General features: G+C 37.8%; 15 protein-coding genes and 4 tRNA genes. 4 read left to right on the top strand and 15 right to left on the bottom strand.

What is annotated here, in order from left to right; genetic code table 11:
• Positions 1-795: a peptide ABC transporter ATP-binding protein gene (locus tag ABXG98_RS16575; protein WP_353539810.1), complete on the top strand. Its 795-nt coding sequence runs from the start codon at positions 1-3 to the stop codon at positions 793-795.
• A 53-nt stretch (positions 796-848) separates the two neighbouring features.
• On the opposite strand, the gene ABXG98_RS16570 is transcribed toward ABXG98_RS16575, so the two are convergent.
• The 10 genes from ABXG98_RS16570 to ABXG98_RS16525 all read right to left on the bottom strand — a co-directional run bounded on the left by ABXG98_RS16570 (position 849) and on the right by ABXG98_RS16525 (position 10,855).
• Positions 849-2,765, bottom strand: a complete 1,917-nt coding sequence (locus ABXG98_RS16570) for a SurA N-terminal domain-containing protein (RefSeq protein WP_353539809.1) — start codon at positions 2,763-2,765, stop codon at positions 849-851.
• Between the two features lie 290 nt (positions 2,766-3,055).
• Positions 3,056-3,331 (bottom strand): nucleoid-associated protein HU-beta, encoded by a 276-nt coding sequence (gene hupB / locus ABXG98_RS16565; RefSeq protein ID WP_353539808.1) that lies wholly within the window; start codon positions 3,329-3,331, stop codon positions 3,056-3,058.
• 340 nt (positions 3,332-3,671) lie between these two features.
• Positions 3,672-6,017 carry an endopeptidase La gene (gene lon, locus ABXG98_RS16560; protein ID WP_353539807.1) on the bottom strand — a complete coding sequence of 782 codons (2,346 nt, stop codon included), beginning with the start codon at positions 6,015-6,017 and terminating at the stop codon, positions 3,672-3,674.
• A gap of 148 nt (positions 6,018-6,165) precedes the next feature.
• Positions 6,166-7,443 (bottom strand): ATP-dependent protease ATP-binding subunit ClpX, encoded by a 1,278-nt coding sequence (clpX, locus tag ABXG98_RS16555; protein WP_353539806.1) that lies wholly within the window; start codon positions 7,441-7,443, stop codon positions 6,166-6,168.
• 150 nt (positions 7,444-7,593) lie between these two features.
• A complete protein-coding gene (gene clpP / locus ABXG98_RS16550; RefSeq protein WP_353539856.1) occupies positions 7,594-8,193 on the bottom strand; it encodes an ATP-dependent Clp endopeptidase proteolytic subunit ClpP in 600 nt (199 codons plus the stop codon).
• 220 nt (positions 8,194-8,413) lie between these two features.
• Positions 8,414-9,721, bottom strand: a complete 1,308-nt coding sequence (gene tig / locus ABXG98_RS16545; protein ID WP_353539805.1) for a trigger factor — start codon at positions 9,719-9,721, stop codon at positions 8,414-8,416.
• 601 nt (positions 9,722-10,322) lie between these two features.
• Positions 10,323-10,399, bottom strand: a tRNA-Pro gene (locus ABXG98_RS16540).
• 43 nt (positions 10,400-10,442) lie between these two features.
• A tRNA-His gene (locus ABXG98_RS16535) sits at positions 10,443-10,518 on the bottom strand.
• A gap of 29 nt (positions 10,519-10,547) precedes the next feature.
• A tRNA-Arg gene (locus ABXG98_RS16530) sits at positions 10,548-10,624 on the bottom strand.
• Positions 10,625-10,778: 154 nt separating this feature from the next.
• Positions 10,779-10,855: transfer RNA gene (locus ABXG98_RS16525), tRNA-Pro, on the bottom strand.
• Positions 10,856-11,171: 316 nt separating this feature from the next.
• Between ABXG98_RS16525 and folD the strand changes: the two genes are divergently transcribed.
• Positions 11,172-12,026 (top strand): bifunctional methylenetetrahydrofolate dehydrogenase/methenyltetrahydrofolate cyclohydrolase FolD, encoded by an 855-nt coding sequence (gene folD, locus ABXG98_RS16520; protein ID WP_353539804.1) that lies wholly within the window; start codon positions 11,172-11,174, stop codon positions 12,024-12,026.
• A 92-nt stretch (positions 12,027-12,118) separates the two neighbouring features.
• Here folD and cysS read toward each other — a convergent pair whose 3' ends face one another.
• Complete coding sequence (gene cysS / locus ABXG98_RS16515) at positions 12,119-13,525, bottom strand: cysteine--tRNA ligase (protein WP_353539803.1); 1,407 nt, start codon at positions 13,523-13,525, stop codon at positions 12,119-12,121.
• A gap of 150 nt (positions 13,526-13,675) precedes the next feature.
• Here cysS and ABXG98_RS16510 point away from each other — a divergent pair, with 150 nt between their 5' ends.
• Entirely contained in the window at positions 13,676-14,167 is a 492-nt protein-coding gene (locus ABXG98_RS16510; protein WP_353539802.1) for a peptidylprolyl isomerase, read from the top strand.
• Between the two features lie 37 nt (positions 14,168-14,204).
• Complete coding sequence (locus tag ABXG98_RS16505; RefSeq protein ID WP_353539801.1) at positions 14,205-14,948, top strand: UDP-2,3-diacylglucosamine diphosphatase; 744 nt, start codon at positions 14,205-14,207, stop codon at positions 14,946-14,948.
• A gap of 4 nt (positions 14,949-14,952) precedes the next feature.
• On the opposite strand, the gene miaE is transcribed toward ABXG98_RS16505, so the two are convergent.
• From miaE to ABXG98_RS16485, 4 genes are all read right to left on the bottom strand, one after another.
• The gene (gene miaE, locus ABXG98_RS16500; RefSeq protein ID WP_353539800.1) at positions 14,953-15,738 is read right to left on the bottom strand and encodes a tRNA isopentenyl-2-thiomethyl-A-37 hydroxylase MiaE; all 786 of its coding nucleotides are present in this window, start codon (positions 15,736-15,738) and stop codon (positions 14,953-14,955) included.
• A gap of 63 nt (positions 15,739-15,801) precedes the next feature.
• Positions 15,802-16,704: a hypothetical protein gene (locus tag ABXG98_RS16495; protein WP_353539799.1), complete on the bottom strand. Its 903-nt coding sequence runs from the start codon at positions 16,702-16,704 to the stop codon at positions 15,802-15,804.
• 102 nt (positions 16,705-16,806) lie between these two features.
• Entirely contained in the window at positions 16,807-17,397 is a 591-nt protein-coding gene (locus ABXG98_RS16490; protein ID WP_353539798.1) for a sigma-70 family RNA polymerase sigma factor, read from the bottom strand.
• Position 17,398: 1 nt separating this feature from the next.
• A complete protein-coding gene (locus tag ABXG98_RS16485) occupies positions 17,399-18,079 on the bottom strand; it encodes a metallophosphoesterase (RefSeq protein WP_353539797.1) in 681 nt (226 codons plus the stop codon).
• Positions 18,080-18,187 lie beyond the last annotated feature (108 nt).

Below are 18,187 nucleotides of genomic sequence, written 5' to 3'. Positions count from 1 at the left end.
ATGACAACACTCCTTAAAGTAGACGCCTTAAGTAAATCCTATCGACAACAGGGCTTTTGGTTAAACCGCAAGTCAACCACTGTATTGTCACCCATCTCATTTAGTGTGGAAGCCCATAAAACCTTAGCCATTATTGGTGAAGCTGGATCGGGAAAATCAACACTTGCCAAAATTTTAGTGGGCGCTGAGCGTCCAAGTGGCGGAAGTATTTATCTCAATGACCAGCTATTAAAAAAAGGCAGCTTTAAGCATAGGTGTCAGCATGTTCGCATGATTTTTCAAGATTCTGGCACGACTCTCAATCCTAGCTTAACGATTTTGCAGTTATTAGATGAACCGCTGAAGTTAAACACGTCTTTTGATGTCAACAAACGTAAAGAATTGATCAGAACTACATTACAAAAGGTCGGCTTGCTTGGCGATCATATGAACTTTTATCCCCATATGTTTTCTGGTGGTCAAAAACAACGTATCTCTTTAGCAAGAGCAATAATATTGCAACCACAAGTGATTATTTTAGATGAAGCCTTGGCCGCTTTAGATCCATCGCTTCGTTCACAAATGATCAACTTATTGTTAGATCTTCAACAACAGATGGGCTTAGCCTACATTTTAATATCTCACAACTTAGGTATTATTCGCCATTTTAGTGATGATATTATGGTGCTATCGCAAGGTAAGGTAGTGGAATCAGGAAAAACGTTAGAGGTAATGAACAACCCTCAACACAAGGTCACTCAAAAATTGTTAATGAACCAAAACTTTCAGCTTAAGCCCAACAGAAAAACACGCTAGCTCAAAGTGGTAAATGTTTGAGTAGCGAGTAAAAACTCGCTACTCAAATTTTTCTAGTAGTTGGCAGGTTCAACCACAGTTTTACTGGTTATGGTAGCATTTGCTCTTAGTGAGTCTACATAACTTTTATAGGCAGACTGTGCTAACTGAGACGTTTGCTGTTGGCTAAGTTGCGGATTCACTTCAGCATCAACTACATTAACCGCCTGTAGTTCAACTAATGCTAAATCACCATTACTTAAGGCAACGGTTGACGCCGAAATAATACCTTCACTTGGGTGAGGCAAAACAAACGCTTCACGGGTAATACTTTGATCTAACTCTGCATCATAACGGGCCAAACTCTTTTTAGTAGTAAAACTTGCGTAGTTTTTAGTGAGCTGCTCTGTAATATCATTACCAGATTTAAACTCAATCAATAATGCATCAATAATACTTTGCGCTTGTTCAGTAGCTTTTTGGGCAACTAAAATGCTAGTTATTGACGCAGTAACTTCCTCAAGAGGTTTTACATTTGCCTCTTGATACGCGTTTAATCGCAAGACTAACGCAACACTATCACTTAGCTCAACAACGTCAGAATTCATGTTGTCTTGTAACACTAAGTCAGAAAAAGCAGCTTCAATGACTTTCACGTCATCAAAAGGTGCAGGGTTTCCATTTCGAGCTAACCATTGAGAGGTTTCGATTGAGGCATTCACTGTACTGGCAGCATCATCTAAGCTGTCTGGAAACTCAAAACTTACACGGGCCATTTCTTGAGTTTGCTGGTAAAATTGATCTTGGGCTTTCTCTTTACTTAGCTTATCAAATAGGTCTGTTTTAACCTCTGTCAAACTCTTTATTACTTGAGGTTTAAGCTCTGTCAGCTTAATGACATGATATCCATAGCTGGTTTTAACTAATTCTGAAGTATCTCCTACCGTAGTTAAAGAAAATGCTGCTTTATCAAAGGCCTCTTCCATAACACCTGACTCTAAATACTCTAAATCGCCACCATTTTCACCACTGAAGGTATCATCTGATAATGTTTTAGCAAGCTCAGCAAATTCTTCACCTTGAGCAAGGCGGTTAAGCACAGTATCAGCTTTAGCTTTAGCTGCTAACTCACTTTCGCTATCACCTTCATCAAACGCTATTAAAATATGAGCTATTCGACGCTGCTCTGCCTGGGTAAAGCTTGCAATATTTTCTTGGTAATAAGCTGCAACATCTGCTTCTGATACTTCAATACTTTTCGCTATATCCTCAACACTTAAGCGAATAAAATCCACTTTTACTTTTTCTTTATTTTCAAACCGTGCTTGGTTTGCTTGGTAATACGCAAGTATTTCATCATCACCAACTTCAACACTCGCTTCAAATTGTTTGGCTGAGATAGTCGCGTAACGAATATCACGCGTTTGGTTTTGTAAGTTTTGTTGTAGTTTTTCTTGATAAGGTAGATTAAATTCAGTTGCGACTAATGCTTGAGACAGCTGACGGCGTGACATTTCGACACGTAAGTAATCACGAAAAGCTGACGACTGATAAAAGCCAGCTTGATTGATAACAGCTAAGTAACGGTTATTATCGAAAACACCATCAACTTGAAATTCAGGCATTTTTCTTATAGTTTCTTTGATACGCGCATCAGAAACACGCATTGCCAACGCTTGTGTGCTTTGATCAATTAACTTTTCATTGATTAGGTTATCTAAAACACCTTGACGAAAGTTTGCCATGTAACTGCTGTCACTTGATAAAGTTTCAAACATTTCACCAAATTGTTGAGCCATACGGCTACGCTGAGCTTGGTAAGCTTTATTAAATTCTTGCTGGCTAATTTTCTCACCATTAACGGTTGCAACTGAAGTGTCCACTGAATTGGTGTAACTACCTATGCCTGCAACAGCGAAGGTTAATATAATAAGACCAAGGATAATTTTGGCCGTTACCCCTTGCGAGCTTTCTCTAATATCTTCTAACATCTTTATCTCGTTTATTTTAAGGTATCGCTGATATAGCTAATTTCTATAAGTTTAAAAAAATACCCATAGATCTAGCTGTACTTTTTTGTTGCTCGCGATTTTAGCAGAAGCCGTCCACCGCTTGAAGTGCTAGATTGCTTTATTTTCTTAATTTACTTTTAATTCTTGCTGAGTGGGAAAGAACTTAATCAACTTAATCAACTTAATGGTATAAATAGACTAAAAGCAAAAGACCACCTAGTGGTGGTCTTTTAATAATTTAAGAATTACTAAAAACAATTCTTTAAATATTAGTCATTACAAGCATCTTTTAACGCTTTACCCGCTTTAAAAGATGGGATTTTAGCAGCAGCAATTTGGATAGTTGCGCCAGTTTGTGGGTTACGGCCAGTGCGAGCTGCTCTGTCACGTACAGAGAAAGTACCAAAACCAACTAATGCTACTTGCTCACCACTTTGTAATTCTTCAGTTACAGCGCCAATAAATGAATCTAATGCACGACCAGCAGCAGCTTTTGAAATGTCCGCGCCTTCAGAAATTTTCTCGATAAGTTGAGATTTATTCACAGTGTATACCCCTTAATTTGTTATTATTACAACGCTATTTTTATCTCTCTTTCGTAAGAGTTCAATAAAAGTTCGTCCTGCAGAAATTAAAATTGATTAGATCATTTATTAATTCTTTTGAACACCAAGCATCGAGTTTAGAAAAATACTATTACGACTAAACCCGAATCAATATTACCTCTTAGGTATACTGAACAAGGGGTCTAGCGACATAAGCGTAGTTAACTTAACATAGTTTCAGCGTTTGAAAAGCCTTTATTTCGTTTTTTTCCTATTTTTTTGCCCTTTTTGTCATTTTTTGCTTATTTCTAATAAAAAAACAACTTTTTTCGGACGAAAATCACTCTGCCTGCCACTGCTCAACAGGTTGTTCAAGCGCTATAGCAAGTACCTCATCAATCCATTTTACCGGATGAATAGTTAAGTCTGCTTTCACATTTTCAGGTATTTCTTTTAAATCACGCTCGTTTTCATGTGGGATGACAACCGTTTTTATGCCACCACGATGGGCTGCTAATAATTTTTCTTTCAAACCACCAATTGCAAGTACCTCACCTCGTAAGGTTATTTCTCCGGTCATAGCAACATCGGCTTTAACAGGATTACCGGTTAAGCTTGAAACAAGGGCCGTACACATACCAATACCAGCACTTGGACCATCTTTTGGTGTTGCACCCTCAGGTACATGTACGTGAATATCACGTTTTTCATAAAAGTCATTATTAATACGCAACTTTTCAGTTCTACTGCGTACTACTGTCATTGCCGCCTGAATCGACTCTTGCATTACATCACCAAGCGAGCCGGTATACGTAAGTTTACCTTTGCCCGGTACTGAAGCAGTTTCAATGGTAAGTAGTTCACCGCCCACTTGAGTCCATGCTAAACCAGTCACTAACCCTACCCTGTTTTGCTCATCGGCTTTACCATAATCAAAACGTTGAACACCCAGGTACTCATTTAAATTATCTTGGTTTATTTCAACTTTCTTCAATTTCTTATCAAGTAAAATTTCTTTCACTGCTTTGCGGCATAGTTTAGATATTTCACGTTCTAAATTTCGCACCCCAGCTTCGCGAGTGTAATAACGAATAATACCAATAATCGCACTATCATCGATTGTTATTTCTTTTGTTTTTAGGCCATTACGTTCTATCTGTTTGTTAACAAGGTGGTTTCGAGCAATATTGAGTTTTTCATCTTCGGTATACCCTGATAAACGAATAACTTCCATACGATCCAGTAAGGGGCCTGGTATATCCATACTATTAGACGTTGCAACAAACATTACATCAGATAGGTCATAATCCACTTCTAAATAATGATCGTTAAAACTTGAATTTTGCTCTGGATCTAACACTTCCAATAAGGCTGAGGCGGGATCGCCGCGCATGTCAGAGGCCATTTTGTCGATTTCATCGAGTAAAAACAATGGGTTTTTAACCCCCACTTTTGACATTTTTTGAATTAGCTTACCTGGTAATGAACCAATATAAGTACGACGATGACCGCGAATTTCAGCTTCATCACGAACCCCACCTAACGCCATGCGAATATATTTTCGCCCTGTAGATTTGGCAATAGATTGGCCTAATGACGTTTTACCAACACCAGGTGGTCCCACTAAGCAAAGAATGGGTCCCTTAAGTTGGCTAACACGTTGTTGAACAGCTAAATACTCTAAAATGCGTTCTTTAACTTTATCTAAACCGTAATGATCTTTATCTAACACTTCTTGCGCTAATGCTAGGTTACGTTTTAACTTACTGCGCTTTTTCCAAGGTACATTGATCATGCACTCAATATAACTACGCACTACCGTGGCTTCCGCTGACATTGGAGACATCATTTTCAGCTTTTGTAATTCTGCTAAGGTTTTATCTTTAGCTTCTGACGGCATTTGAGCTTCATCAATTCGCTTAGCCATTTGTTCAAGTTCATCGGGTGTTTCATCACCATCATTTAACTCTTTTTGAATCGCTTTCATTTGCTCATTCAAATAGTATTCACGTTGACTTTTTTCCATTTGCTTTTTAACGCGCGTACGGATTTTTTTCTCAACTTGAAGCAAGTCAATTTCACCTTCCATCAGAGCCATCAAGTGCTCTAAACGTTTATTCACGTCAATGATTTCTAGAACTTTCTGCTTGTCAGCTAACTTTAATGGCATATGTGCTGCCATAGTATCAGCTAGTTGCTCAGCATCATCGATACCTGACACTGAAGTAAGCACTTCAGGTGGAATTTTTTTATTAAGCTTTACATAACCTTCAAATTGAGAAATAGCTGAGCGGATCAATACTTCCATATCATCTGCTGCACTATTTTCTACCGTAATATATTCGATATTAGCGCTAAAATACTCTTGTGTTTCAACAAACTCAGTAACCAGAGCACGCTGAACACCTTCAACTAATACTTTTACCGTGCCATCAGGTAGCTTCAACATTTGCAAAATGGTTGCAACTGTACCGGTTTGATAGACATCATCAGCTTGAGGATCATCAACACTGGCATCTTTTTGGGCCACCAAAAAAACTTGCTTATCATTTTCCATCGCAAGATCTAAACATCGAATAGACTTTTCTCGCCCAACAAATAAAGGGATCACCATTTGGGGATAAACAACAACATCTCTTAAGGCAAGAACGGGGATTTCAACTACACTAGATAATTCTTCAGTCATGTGTGTCTCTTTGAAAATTATTATAAATTACAGATTAAAACTATATGGGGATCAATAGAAAACTTACAAGCAATAAAGTTAAGTTTATAGTAATAATTGATGAAAAAAAAAGAGCCACAAGGGCTCTTTCAATAAAAAACAATACAACTTATTCTGAAGCTGCTTGCTCTGGATGACTGTCATAAATCACTAAAGGTTTTGACTCACCTTTAATGGTTGTTTCATCAACAACAATTTTGCTAACACTCTCCATTGAAGGCAATTCATACATAGTATCAAGCAATACCGCTTCTACAATTGAACGTAAACCACGCGCACCGGTTTTTCTTTCCATCGCTTTACGAGCAATCGCAATAAGTGCATCTTCTCTAAACTCAAGTTCAACATCTTCCATATCAAATAACGCGGTGAACTGTTTAGTTAACGCATTTTTAGGCTCTTGTAGAATTTGAATTAATGCTGATTCATCTAACTCACGTAACGTCGCAACAACAGGTAAACGACCGATAAATTCAGGGATTAAACCATATTTCACTAAATCTTCCGGTTCAACATCTTCTAAACGCTTGGTTAAAGTAACTTCTTGATCTTTACCGCGAACTTCGGCGCCAAAACCAATACCTGTACCGGTTTGACAACGTTGTTCGATCACTTTATCTAAGCCAGCAAAAGCACCACCACAGATAAATAAGATCTTAGAAGTATCAACTTGCAAAAACTCTTGTTGAGGATGTTTTCTACCACCTTGAGGTGGAACAGAAGCCACAGTGCCTTCTATAAGTTTTAATAGCGCTTGTTGAACCCCTTCTCCCGAGACGTCTCGAGTAATAGAAGGATTATCTGATTTACGTGAAATCTTATCTATTTCATCAATGTACACTATACCGCGCTGTGCTTTTTCAACATCATAATCACACTTTTGTAAAAGTTTTTGAATGATATTTTCAACATCTTCACCCACATAACCAGCTTCGGTTAACGTCGTTGCATCAGCCATAGTAAATGGTACATCAAGCAAACGTGCTAGCGTTTGTGCTAATAACGTTTTACCTGAGCCTGTAGGACCAATAAGTAAAATATTGCTTTTGCCTAATTCAATGCCATTATGTGTATCACCATTACGCAAACGTTTATAATGATTATAAACAGCTACTGCGAGTACTTTTTTCGCATGGTTTTGACCTATAACATAGTCATCGAGACTTTCACGAATTTCAATCGGAGAAGGCAATGCTGCTTTCTCTTCTTTTGGCGAAATTTCTTTTATTTCTTCACGAATAATGTCATTACATAACTCAACACATTCGTCACACACAAACACTGATGGGCCAGCAATTAATTTACGTACTTCATGTTGGCTTTTGCCACAAAATGAGCAGTAAAGTAATTTACCGTTGTCACCGTCACCACTTTTTATATCGGTCATGCCCTACCTCTAAATCTTCAAGTCCATTATTAACTACTAAATTTCACTATTCTAGTTCTATAAATAAATTATAGCATAGTAGTTCTATCATCTTATGTTAAGTGATCTTTAATAAATGAATATCACCTAAGCGTTAAGCGTAAATAAAAACTAATTTTGTCTTTGTTCTAATATGGAGTCAACTAATCCATATTCAACTGCGCTCTCTGCACTTAAGAAATTATCTCGATCTGTATCTTGAGAAACTTTTTCAAGTGATTGACCGGTATGTTCAGCCATTAAACGATTTAACTTCTCTTTAATGTAGAGAATTTCTTTGGCATGTATTTCAAAGTCAGACGCCTGACCTTGGAAGCCTCCTAGTGGCTGGTGAATCATTACTCGCGCATTAGGTAAACAATAGCGCTTGCCTTTTTCACCGCCTGAAAGCAAGAAAGCTCCCATACTAGCAGCTTGGCCAATACACACAGTTGAAATATTTGGCTTAATAAACTTCATAGTATCGTAGATTGCCATCCCTGCAGTTACCGAGCCACCGGGAGAGTTTATATAAAGAAAAATATCTTTGTCTGGGCTTTCAGACTCTAAAAATAATAACTGGGCAATGATTAAATTTGCCATATGGTCTTCAACTTGACCACATAAAAAGATGACTCGCTCCTTAAGTAATCTTGAATAAATATCGTAAGAGCGTTCACCTTTGGATGTTTGTTCTACCACCATAGGCACTAAAGCACTTTCTGGGCTGATAGCTGAATTTTGAGAGTTTGTCTGTGAGTTGAGTTGAGAATTAAACAAATGTGTTCCGTCCCTTAAGTATAAAATACCTAACTACTTTAACTAAGCAGCTTTCATTTTGCTACTCGCATTAGGTAAAAATATGTCAAATAAAAATGGCTTGTATGAAACTATTCATACAAGCCATTAAATCTAAGCGATTGCTAAGCTTTTTGTCAATAAAAAAGCGCTATTACTTACCTTCAGGGTTCATAATATCTTTAAAGTTAGCTTTTTTGTTTGATACTTTAGCTTTTTCAACTAAAAGTTCAACTGCTTGCTCTTCTAAGGCAACATTTTGCATTTGTTGCATTAGTTCTTTATTGTTAGCATAGTAATCAATAACTTCTTTAGGATCTTCATAAGCAGAAGCAGCCGTTGCGATAAGTTCATCAACTTTAGCATTATCAACTTTTAATTCATTAACTTTAATGACTTCACCTAATAGTAAACCAATTTTTACACGACGTTCAGCTTGCTCTTTGAACATTTCACTTGGTAATTCAGGTAAGTTTTTAGGATCCATTTGACCTTGGAAACGTTGCATTGCTTGTTGACGAAGCACATCAACTTCTTGTGCAACTAAGGCAGATGGCAAGCCAACTTCGTGACCGGCTAATAAACCTTCAATGACTTGCTCTTTAACTTTAGCTTTAACTGCTTGAGTTAATTCACGCGCCATATTTTTGCTTACTTCTTCACGTAAGGCTTCAACACCACCTTCTTCGATACCGAAAAGCTTAGCAAATTCATCATCTACTTTAGGTAATACAGAGCCTTCAGTTTTATGGACAACGATATCAAACTCAGCTTCTTTACCTTTTAGGTTTTCTGCATGGTAATCATCTGGGAAAGTAACTTTAATGGTTTTTTCTTCACCCACTTTCATGCCAGTAATTTCTTTTTCGAAACCTGGAATCATGCGGCCAGCGCCTAATTCAAGTTCAAACGCTTCAGCTTTACCGCCTTCAAACTCTTCACCGTCTACACGACCAGTGAAATCGATAGTTAGCTTGTCGCCTTTTTTAGTTTTACGTTTGTTTTCTTTCCACGTTTGATGTTGTTTTTGCAATGTTTCAAACATTTCATCAACATCTTTATCGGTTACTTCAACGTCAGGACGTTCAACCGCTATTTTTTCTAAATCTTTTAATTCAACTTCAGGGTAAATTTCAAACGTTGCTTCAAACTTCAACTCTTTACCATCTTCGTTGCTTTTAGCAACAAATGATGGACGGCCTGCAGGATTAATTTTCTCTGCAACAATGGCATCTACAAAGCTACGTTGCATAATTTCGCCAGCTACTTCTTGACGTACAGATTTACCATAACGTTTTTGAATAACTGAAGGTGGCACTTTACCCGGACGGAAACCGTTAATACGTTGGGTTTTACTTACTTGACGAAGACGATTTTTAACTTCAACATCTACTGTTTCGGCCGGAACAGAAATAGTCAAACGACGTTCCAAACCTTGTGTAGTCTCAACTGAAACTTGCATTTATATACCTCAAAACTTAGCGTGTTACGCTTTCTTATAATGCACCAATTTTTTACTCAACTTTTTAATAGCCTGTAATAAAAAAGTGCCTTGCTCATACGAACGGTTAAAATTTATGACGCGGAATTATAGCGAGGCACTATATAAGTTGCAAGGATAAACTTTAGCCCTATAAATTATGTTTTAGAAGTAGCTTAATTCGTTTGCCAACAACAAGGGTTATAACAGTTCAAATCATTGATATATAATGACAATAAAGAAAATACAAACAATTTTGTCGAATTGCTTCGCAAGCTCTTATGTTTTATTTCACTTTAGAATTTATTTAGCTTTAGGAGAAAAAAAGAAGTGGTCGGTGATGCAAGATTACTGCGTACATCCTGTACTTCGCCCTTCGGGTCGCACTGTGTGCGTTCAAAATTGTTCCAGACAATTTTGTCGAATTGCTTCGCAAGTTCTTGATATTAATTTAACTTTGGATCTAATTTTTCGCTAGGAGAATTAATAAAAAGTGGTCAGTGATGCAAGATTTGAACTTGTGACTGAACTTGATGACACCCAAACCAACTCTTGGTTATCAGTAAATCTAGAGGAAGAAAAGTGGTCGGTGATGCAAGATTCGAACTTGCGACCCCTTGGACCCAAACCAAGTGCGCTACCAAGCTGCGCTAATCACCGATTTTCAACTTTACTCTTAAACTTCAAGGGATGAAGAAAAAGATGGGGTGGCTAAAGGGACTTGAACCCTCGACAACCGGAATCACAATCCGGGGCTCTACCAACTGAGCTATAGCCACCATAACACTTTACATTTTGCCTTTGTGTATGGCACGCCCTGCAGGATTCGAACCTGCGACCCACGCCTTAGAAGGGCGTTGCTCTATCCAGCTGAGCTAAGGGCGCACATTTCCTACAAAAGCATTTCTTTAACGTTTAAAATTTAAAAGAAAAAGTGGTCGGTGATGCAAGATTCGAACTTACGACTGAACTTGAACACACCCAAACCAATACTTGGTCTTTCAACACATTGTCTTTCAATATACTTTAAAAGAAAAAGTGGTCGGTGATGCAAGATTCGAACTTGCGACCCCTTGGACCCAAACCAAGTGCGCTACCAAGCTGCGCTAATCACCGACATTTGTAAAAAACAAGCTAATAAATTAGCTGCTTTCAACGGGTGCGGATATTACCGAGTTGCGCGGGCCCAGTCAAACTTTTTTTATAAAAAAACAAACGTTCGTTCACTTTTAGTGCAACTTGCTTGTTTAGTGTCGAAAAGCGCGGAAATTTATACAAATAATGCTAAACCCTAATTTTATCCCGCGTAGATGACGTTAATGTGTTACTCATGAAAATTTAATCTAACTCTTAACTATGACTAGCTTGGGGTTTATGGCAAAATAACACCGTTTTTATTTAAAGAAATTATTCAAGGTTACAATAAAGTATTATGACGGCATCATTAATTGACGGCAAAGCTATTGCCAAAAAACTTAGAGATTCAGTTAAAGAACAAGTTAACTTACGTATTAACAATGGGCAACGTGCTCCCGGACTTGCTGTTATTTTAGTTGGATGCGATGCAGCATCTCAAGTTTATGTTGGTAGTAAACGTAAAGCATGTGAAGAAGTTGGTTTTATTTCTCGCTCCTACGATTTGCCTGAAACCACTTCTCAAAATGAACTGTATCAATTAATTGACGAGCTAAATAATGATGATGCTATTGATGGTATTTTAGTGCAGTTACCTTTACCTCAAGGATTAGATGCTAATTTAATTATTGAACATATAAACCCAGAAAAAGACGTTGATGGCTTCCACCCTTCCAATGTTGGTAAACTTGCACTACGCCAACCTGGCCTTCGACCCTGTACACCAAAAGGTATTATGACACTGATAGAGTCAACCGCTATAAAGCCTCACGGCCTAGAAGCTTTAGTGGTTGGTGCGTCGAATATTGTCGGCCGTCCAATGACGTTAGAGTTATTGCTTGCTGGTTGTACGGTAACAACAACTCATAGATTTACCAAAGATCTCGAAAGTAAAGTCAGAAATGCTGACCTAATTGTAGTGGCTGTTGGTAAGCCTGCATTTATCCCAGGAGAATGGATAAAAGACGGTGCTATTGTTATTGATGTAGGTATTAACCGCCTAGACTCCGGAAAGCTTGTTGGTGATGTCGGTTTTGAGCTAGCAAAAGAAAAAGCAGCATTTATAACTCCTGTTCCTGGTGGTGTTGGCCCAATGACAGTGGCAAGCCTAATTGAGAATACTTTGATTGCCTGTGAACAATTTGGTAAATAATAAAACTAAAAACTTGTCAACTTTGTAGTAATTCGACATAAAAAAACCAGCATTGCTGGTTTTTTTAGTTATCATCAATAATACAGTATTGTTTAAGCTTTTCGCCACGTAGTTTTACCTGCGCTATCTTCTAACACAATGTTCATCGCGTTTAACTTATCTCTTGCTTCATCGGCAAGCGCCCAATTTTTATCAATACGTGCTTGGTTACGTTGAGCTATCAAACCTTCAATAACAGCAACTTCATCTTTATCATTTTGCCCTTGTAAAAAGCTTTCAGGCTCAAGTTGAAGTAAACCAATAACAGCACCTAACATTTTTAACGTAGCTGCAAGCACTTCTGCCTGTGCTGTATTTTGATCTTTAACCACATTAAGTTCTTTGGCGATCTCAAATAATACCGCAATGGCTTGCGGGGTATTGAAATCATCATCCATGGCCTGGCAAAACTGTTTAACGTGAACTGAAGATTTATCTAGTACAAAGTCATCACTAATTTTTACGTCTCTTAATGCTGTATAAATACGTTCTAATGACGCTCTAGCTTGAGTTAAGTTATCGGTAGAGTAGTTTAACTGGCTGCGATAATGACCGGTTGTAAGAAAGAAACGCACGGTTTCAGCATCATATTGAGCAAGTACATCACGTATCGTAAAAAAGTTACCTAATGATTTTGACATTTTTTCTTGATCGACCTGCACCATACCAGCATGCATCCAATAATTTACATATGGCGTATCAAGCGCACAACAACTTTGTGCAATTTCATTTTCATGATGAGGAAACTGTAAATCTGAGCCTCCACCATGAATATCAAAATGATGGCCTAACTCTTTAGCATTCATCGCTGAACATTCTATATGCCAACCTGGACGTCCCTCTCCCCAAGGAGAAGACCAACTTGGCTCACCCGGTTTAGCAGATTTCCATAAAACAAAATCTAACGGATTATTTTTTGAGTGATCAACATCAACTCTTGAACCTGCTTGTAACTGCTCTAAGTTTTGACCACTTAACTTACCATAATCAGCATAACTTGAAACATTAAATAACACATCCCCCTTACCGGTAAGTTTTGCATTGTCACCAGCAATATAGGCATGCTCTTTAGCAACCAAGGTTTCAATCATGGAGATGATTTCATCCATATGTGTAGTCACACGTGGCTCTAGATCGGGGCGCGCGATATTTAACGCGTCAAAATCTGCGTGCATATCAGCAATAGTTCGCGCTGTTAATTCATCTGGCGTCTCATTATTTAGCGCCGCACGGTTGATGATTTTATCTTCAACATCAGTAATATTGCGGACATAATTCACTTCAAAACCGGAGAATCTCATGTAGCGAGCAATATTATCAAAGCTAATATAAGTGCGTGCATGACCAATATGGCATAAGTCGTACACGGTACAACCACAAACATACAATCCTACTTTACCTGGGTTAATAGGGGTAAAAGCTTCCTTTTTACGGGTTAAAGTATTGTATATCTGCAACATGAGGTTTTACGACTCCAGCTAATTAAACATAAAAGAGATAAATTGAAAAAGGATTGTACCCCATGCGTTGTTTGGAATCACCATAGCAGATGCACTTTATCTAAACTTAGCGTACAATTTGGCTAAATATTTAACATGAACGAGAAACCTATGATTATTTTCAAAACAACCCTTGGTGATATTAAAATTGAGTTAAACTTTGATAAAGCGCCTAATACTGCAAAAAACTTTCAACAATACGTTGAAGATGGTCATTACAACGGCACCATTTTTCACCGTGTGATCAAAGGCTTTATGGCACAAGGTGGTGGTTTTGCTCCAGGGTTAGAAGAAAAAGAAACCCGGGCGAGCATCAAAAACGAAGCAAATAATGGCTTAGGCAATAAGCGTGGTACATTGGCTATGGCTCGTACTCAAGAGCCTCACTCAGCTTCAGCGCAATTTTTTATTAATTTAAATGACAATGACTTTTTAGATTTTAAAAATGAATCTATTCAAGGTTGGGGATACTGCGTGTTTGGTGAAGTAGTTGAGGGAATGGATGTTGTTGATAAAATGGCCTTAGTTGAAACCGGCAATATGTTTGGTCATGGCGATGTACCCAAAGACGAAATCGTCATTGAATCTGCGATTGTTGAATAAGCCATACCAATAAATAACTACTTAGAAGTCGTTACCAATGCCAGACAAAAAAAAACCAATCACCTATTTTATTGCTGATTTACACCTAGCAGATAATAGACCCGATATTACTGACTGCTTTCTTCGCTTTTTAAAATATGAAGCTGTCAAAGCTCAGTCTTTGTATATTCTTGGTGATTTATTTGAGGCTTGGCTTGGAGATGACGATGATAGTGACTACCTAGTGACTATTGCCAATGCCCTGACTACCTTGTCAGGCTTTGGCACTAAAATATATTACATTCATGGCAACCGAGATTTTTTGCTCGGGCAAGGTTTTGCTAAAAAATCAGCAATGATACTGTTACCCGAAGTAGATTTAATTCAGTTATATGAAAAAGATATGGTTATTATGCATGGTGACACCTTGTGTACTAAAGATATTGCTTATCAAAAGTTTCGCAAGAAATCGCGCTCATGGTGGTGGCAAACCTTAATTAAAAGCCTGCCGCTTTTTGTTCGAAAAAAAATAGCCGCTGATTACCGCAAAAGAAGTGAAGCTGCCACAGCTGTTAAATCGCAAGACATTATGGATGTTACCCCCGATGAGGTAGTTAGCTGCCTTGAACAATATAAGTGCCAAATATTAATACACGGTCATACTCACAGACCCGCTAAACATGAGTTAGTCGCTAACGATAAAAAAGCCCAACGCATTGTACTTGGTGATTGGTATGAACAGGGAGCATGGCTGAAAGTAACGCCTGATACCATGGAGTTAGTTTTCGAGCCTTTAAAATAGCCGGTTACACACTTATCGGCGCACCTGAATGAAATTTAAAATCTTGATCTGGGCTGGTAATTAAATCTGCCTCTACCTGAGCAAACTCATTAATTCGTTCATTAATATCAACCCCTTCACCTGCGACTTGCTGCGCTAAGGTAAGGTAGTCCTGATAGTGGCGCGCTTCTGAGCGCAATAAAGACACATAAAACTGATTTAAGTCATCATCAAGGTGCGGCGCTAACTTAGCAAACCGTTCACATGAGCGTGCTTCGATAAATGCCCCAATAATCAATTTATCAATCAGCGCTTGCGGCTCATAAGTGCGAACATGCTTGAGCAGGCTTTTAGCGTAACGACCTGCGGTAATATTTTGATATTCAATACCCCGATGAGTCATAATTTCAAGCACTTGATAAAAATGATGCAACTCCTCTTTAATTAATAAGATCATTTTATCAACTAAATCCTGAGAGAATAGCGTGAACGTGTCACTCGGCGTCGCTTTGAGTACCACGGCTTTAGATAACTTAGGTGTTTGGCCTAAACTTGCTAGATCACCTTGTTTTTTATAAATAAAATCTTCGTAGGGTTTAAACCATGCTAAAAGCTCTGCGCTACTACTTTTATCTAGTGCATACTTTCTAATTAAAAATAATGCACTTTGACCTGCTTTTAGCTCGCAAATCATATGGTCAATCAGTAATAAATTTAAGTTTTCAGCTTTTTTTGCTTCATTGATCCAAGCGTCAGGCGTTTCACATTGTAAAAAAGATAAGATGGGGGCTAAAAACTGCTCAGAAGACACAACAACGACTCAAGATGAATGACAAGGAGCAGTATTTTATCATAGCAACCTAGGGAAGCAAACTCACTCCATGCTTTGAGTAAACGCCCAATTATCATTATCGCTTTGTTTATGGCCACAGCTTACACAATATACAGATCCAAACGCAACAGCGCTCTTACACTCATGACAAAAATAGTCACCACTTTTAAAGCGTCGTTTCATATTTTTACAGCCAAGTTGTTCAGCGGTAATGGCTGCTATTTTGATTAGGGTACTATTGAGCTCATTATACTGATGCAATAAGCGGTGACCTATAATACCTAGCAAACTAGGCACTACAACCAAAAGATACAGCAGCGACACAATAATAGCGGGTACTTCTGTGCGTGTTAGATAAAATGTGACAAAAAATAACGCTAATGACAGTGCAATATGCACATAAATGTGGCTTTTAAATCGGGTAAAGATGCTTCTAGGTTTTGCTATGGCATTGTTTTCAAAGCTCGGTTTACTGCTCGGTTTACTGGTAATGGCTGCTTTATTCGAATGTAAAATAACACAAGAAGCAAGATCTAAGTTTTTTATAATATTATGATCAATAGTGTTAAAACGTGGAATGGTTATTTTATCATTAAAATCGCCACAAACAGTGACAATATCACCAACGTTAATGGTTTCTATATGGTTAAGATATGCAGATATATTAATCTTTTTTTCATTACCTTCAGCGTCTTCAAGCTCAAGCCAATAATAGCAATAACCTAATTTCTTGGTGTAGGTATGTTCCAATTGATGCAAGCTATAATAATGAACCCGTTGAACTGCACCGGTAAAAATTGACCTTATTTTAGTTTCATCTAGAGAAGCTATGAGACTTGGGTCAATATCCTCCAATGATTTTGTTTGAACGTTTTGTGCTAATGGTTCACCACAATCAGGACAAAAACAATCAGAACAGTAAATTGCTGAATAGCAGTGCTGCATGGTTCTCTCTTATTATTATAACGTCAAAATAAACGGCTTGTAAGATAGCCTATTGCCATTGAAAAGAAAGAGACGAAAAATAAGAAAAAATCCACATTACTTTTAAAAATTATTTTTTAACCAAGCCTTAGCAAAACGAATGTCATTTTCAACAGTTCTCACTGAAACATTTAACAAGCGACTAATATCTTTGTTTTTTTGTTGCGCTAAATACCTAAGTTGAATAACTTCAGCTTGTCTAGGGTATTCTTTTTCTAGTGACTCTAACAAAAACAGCAAATCATAATTCATACTATGTTTGATATAAGGGTTAGTCGGAAATGATTGCTCAGCTTGTAAATTCAATCGACTTTTATCTGGGTTTCTACGCACACTCTTTACTTGCTTTCGATAAGCGTCAATAAAGGTACTTCTAACAACCGCATTTAGGTAACGATGAAACTCCCGTTGTGTTTCAAATGGCAAACTGGTATTGACGTGTGATAGTTTAACAATCGCATCATGGGCAATGTCTGTTGCAGATTGACAAACAAAGGCGGTATTGGCGTCTTCTGGTGTGTTTTCAACTTGCTGCAAGGATAATTCTTTAATTTTTGCATAAGCTAATTCCATCAGTAACTGTGTGGCAACCGGATCTTTATTTTGCCATGCAGTAATTAAACTTAATAGCTCTTCGTTACTCAAATGCTTCATATCAAACTATTAATTGTGCCAGTTGTGCAGTAGATAAAATAGTAAAATTACCACTAAATTGCAGGGTGTCAATCCAGATCTGATTATTAATTATTACAGGTGAATGCACAGAATTATGTCCATGAACAGTAAAAGAGATTTGGGCAATTTTTATCCCTTTGTTTTTTTCATTCATATTGCGCCTAGACCACAAACAATGATGTATACAGGTGTTATCTAAGCTAATTGCTTGCCAGTTTTGTGGTGAGTCTGCATGTGCAACCCCTACTTTCCCATGTTTGCTACTCACTGAGAGTGTTAAAGGCATTTTTATTCGAATAAGTTGGGCTAACGCCATTAGCTTGCCCGGTTGGTGTGACAAAGCTTTAATCCATTCGCCGCCATTTTTAACTAATGCTTGATAAAAAGCTGGTTCATCAAAACTTCGCAAGAACATCTCTTCATGGTTACCTAACACAGAAAAAAACCAAGGTTGCATTAATAATTCGAGACAACCAATAGAGTTTTCGCCGCGATTAATAAGATCACCACAGGCAAACAAACGGTCAGTCGAAAAGTTAAACCCTAAACTGTGAAGATGCACCAATAACCCCGATAAATTGCCGTGAATATCTCCAACAAAGTAATCGATGCCTTTAGCGTTAGATGCAACCGCTCGATGGGCTTTATATAAGGTACTCAAATTTAAACTGTCTGTATTTTATGCGCTTTCATCTTACGATTACTATATCAGTAATCCTCCCAAACATGACAGCAACGTAAAATACTTAAAAAACCACAAAAATAAATA

The sequence above is a fragment of the Colwellia sp. KU-HH00111 genome (assembly GCF_040362745.1).
GTDB lineage: Bacteria > Pseudomonadota > Gammaproteobacteria > Enterobacterales > Alteromonadaceae > Colwellia.
Note: the sequence above shows the minus strand (reverse complement) of the source record. Positions and strands in the feature narration are given on the sequence as shown.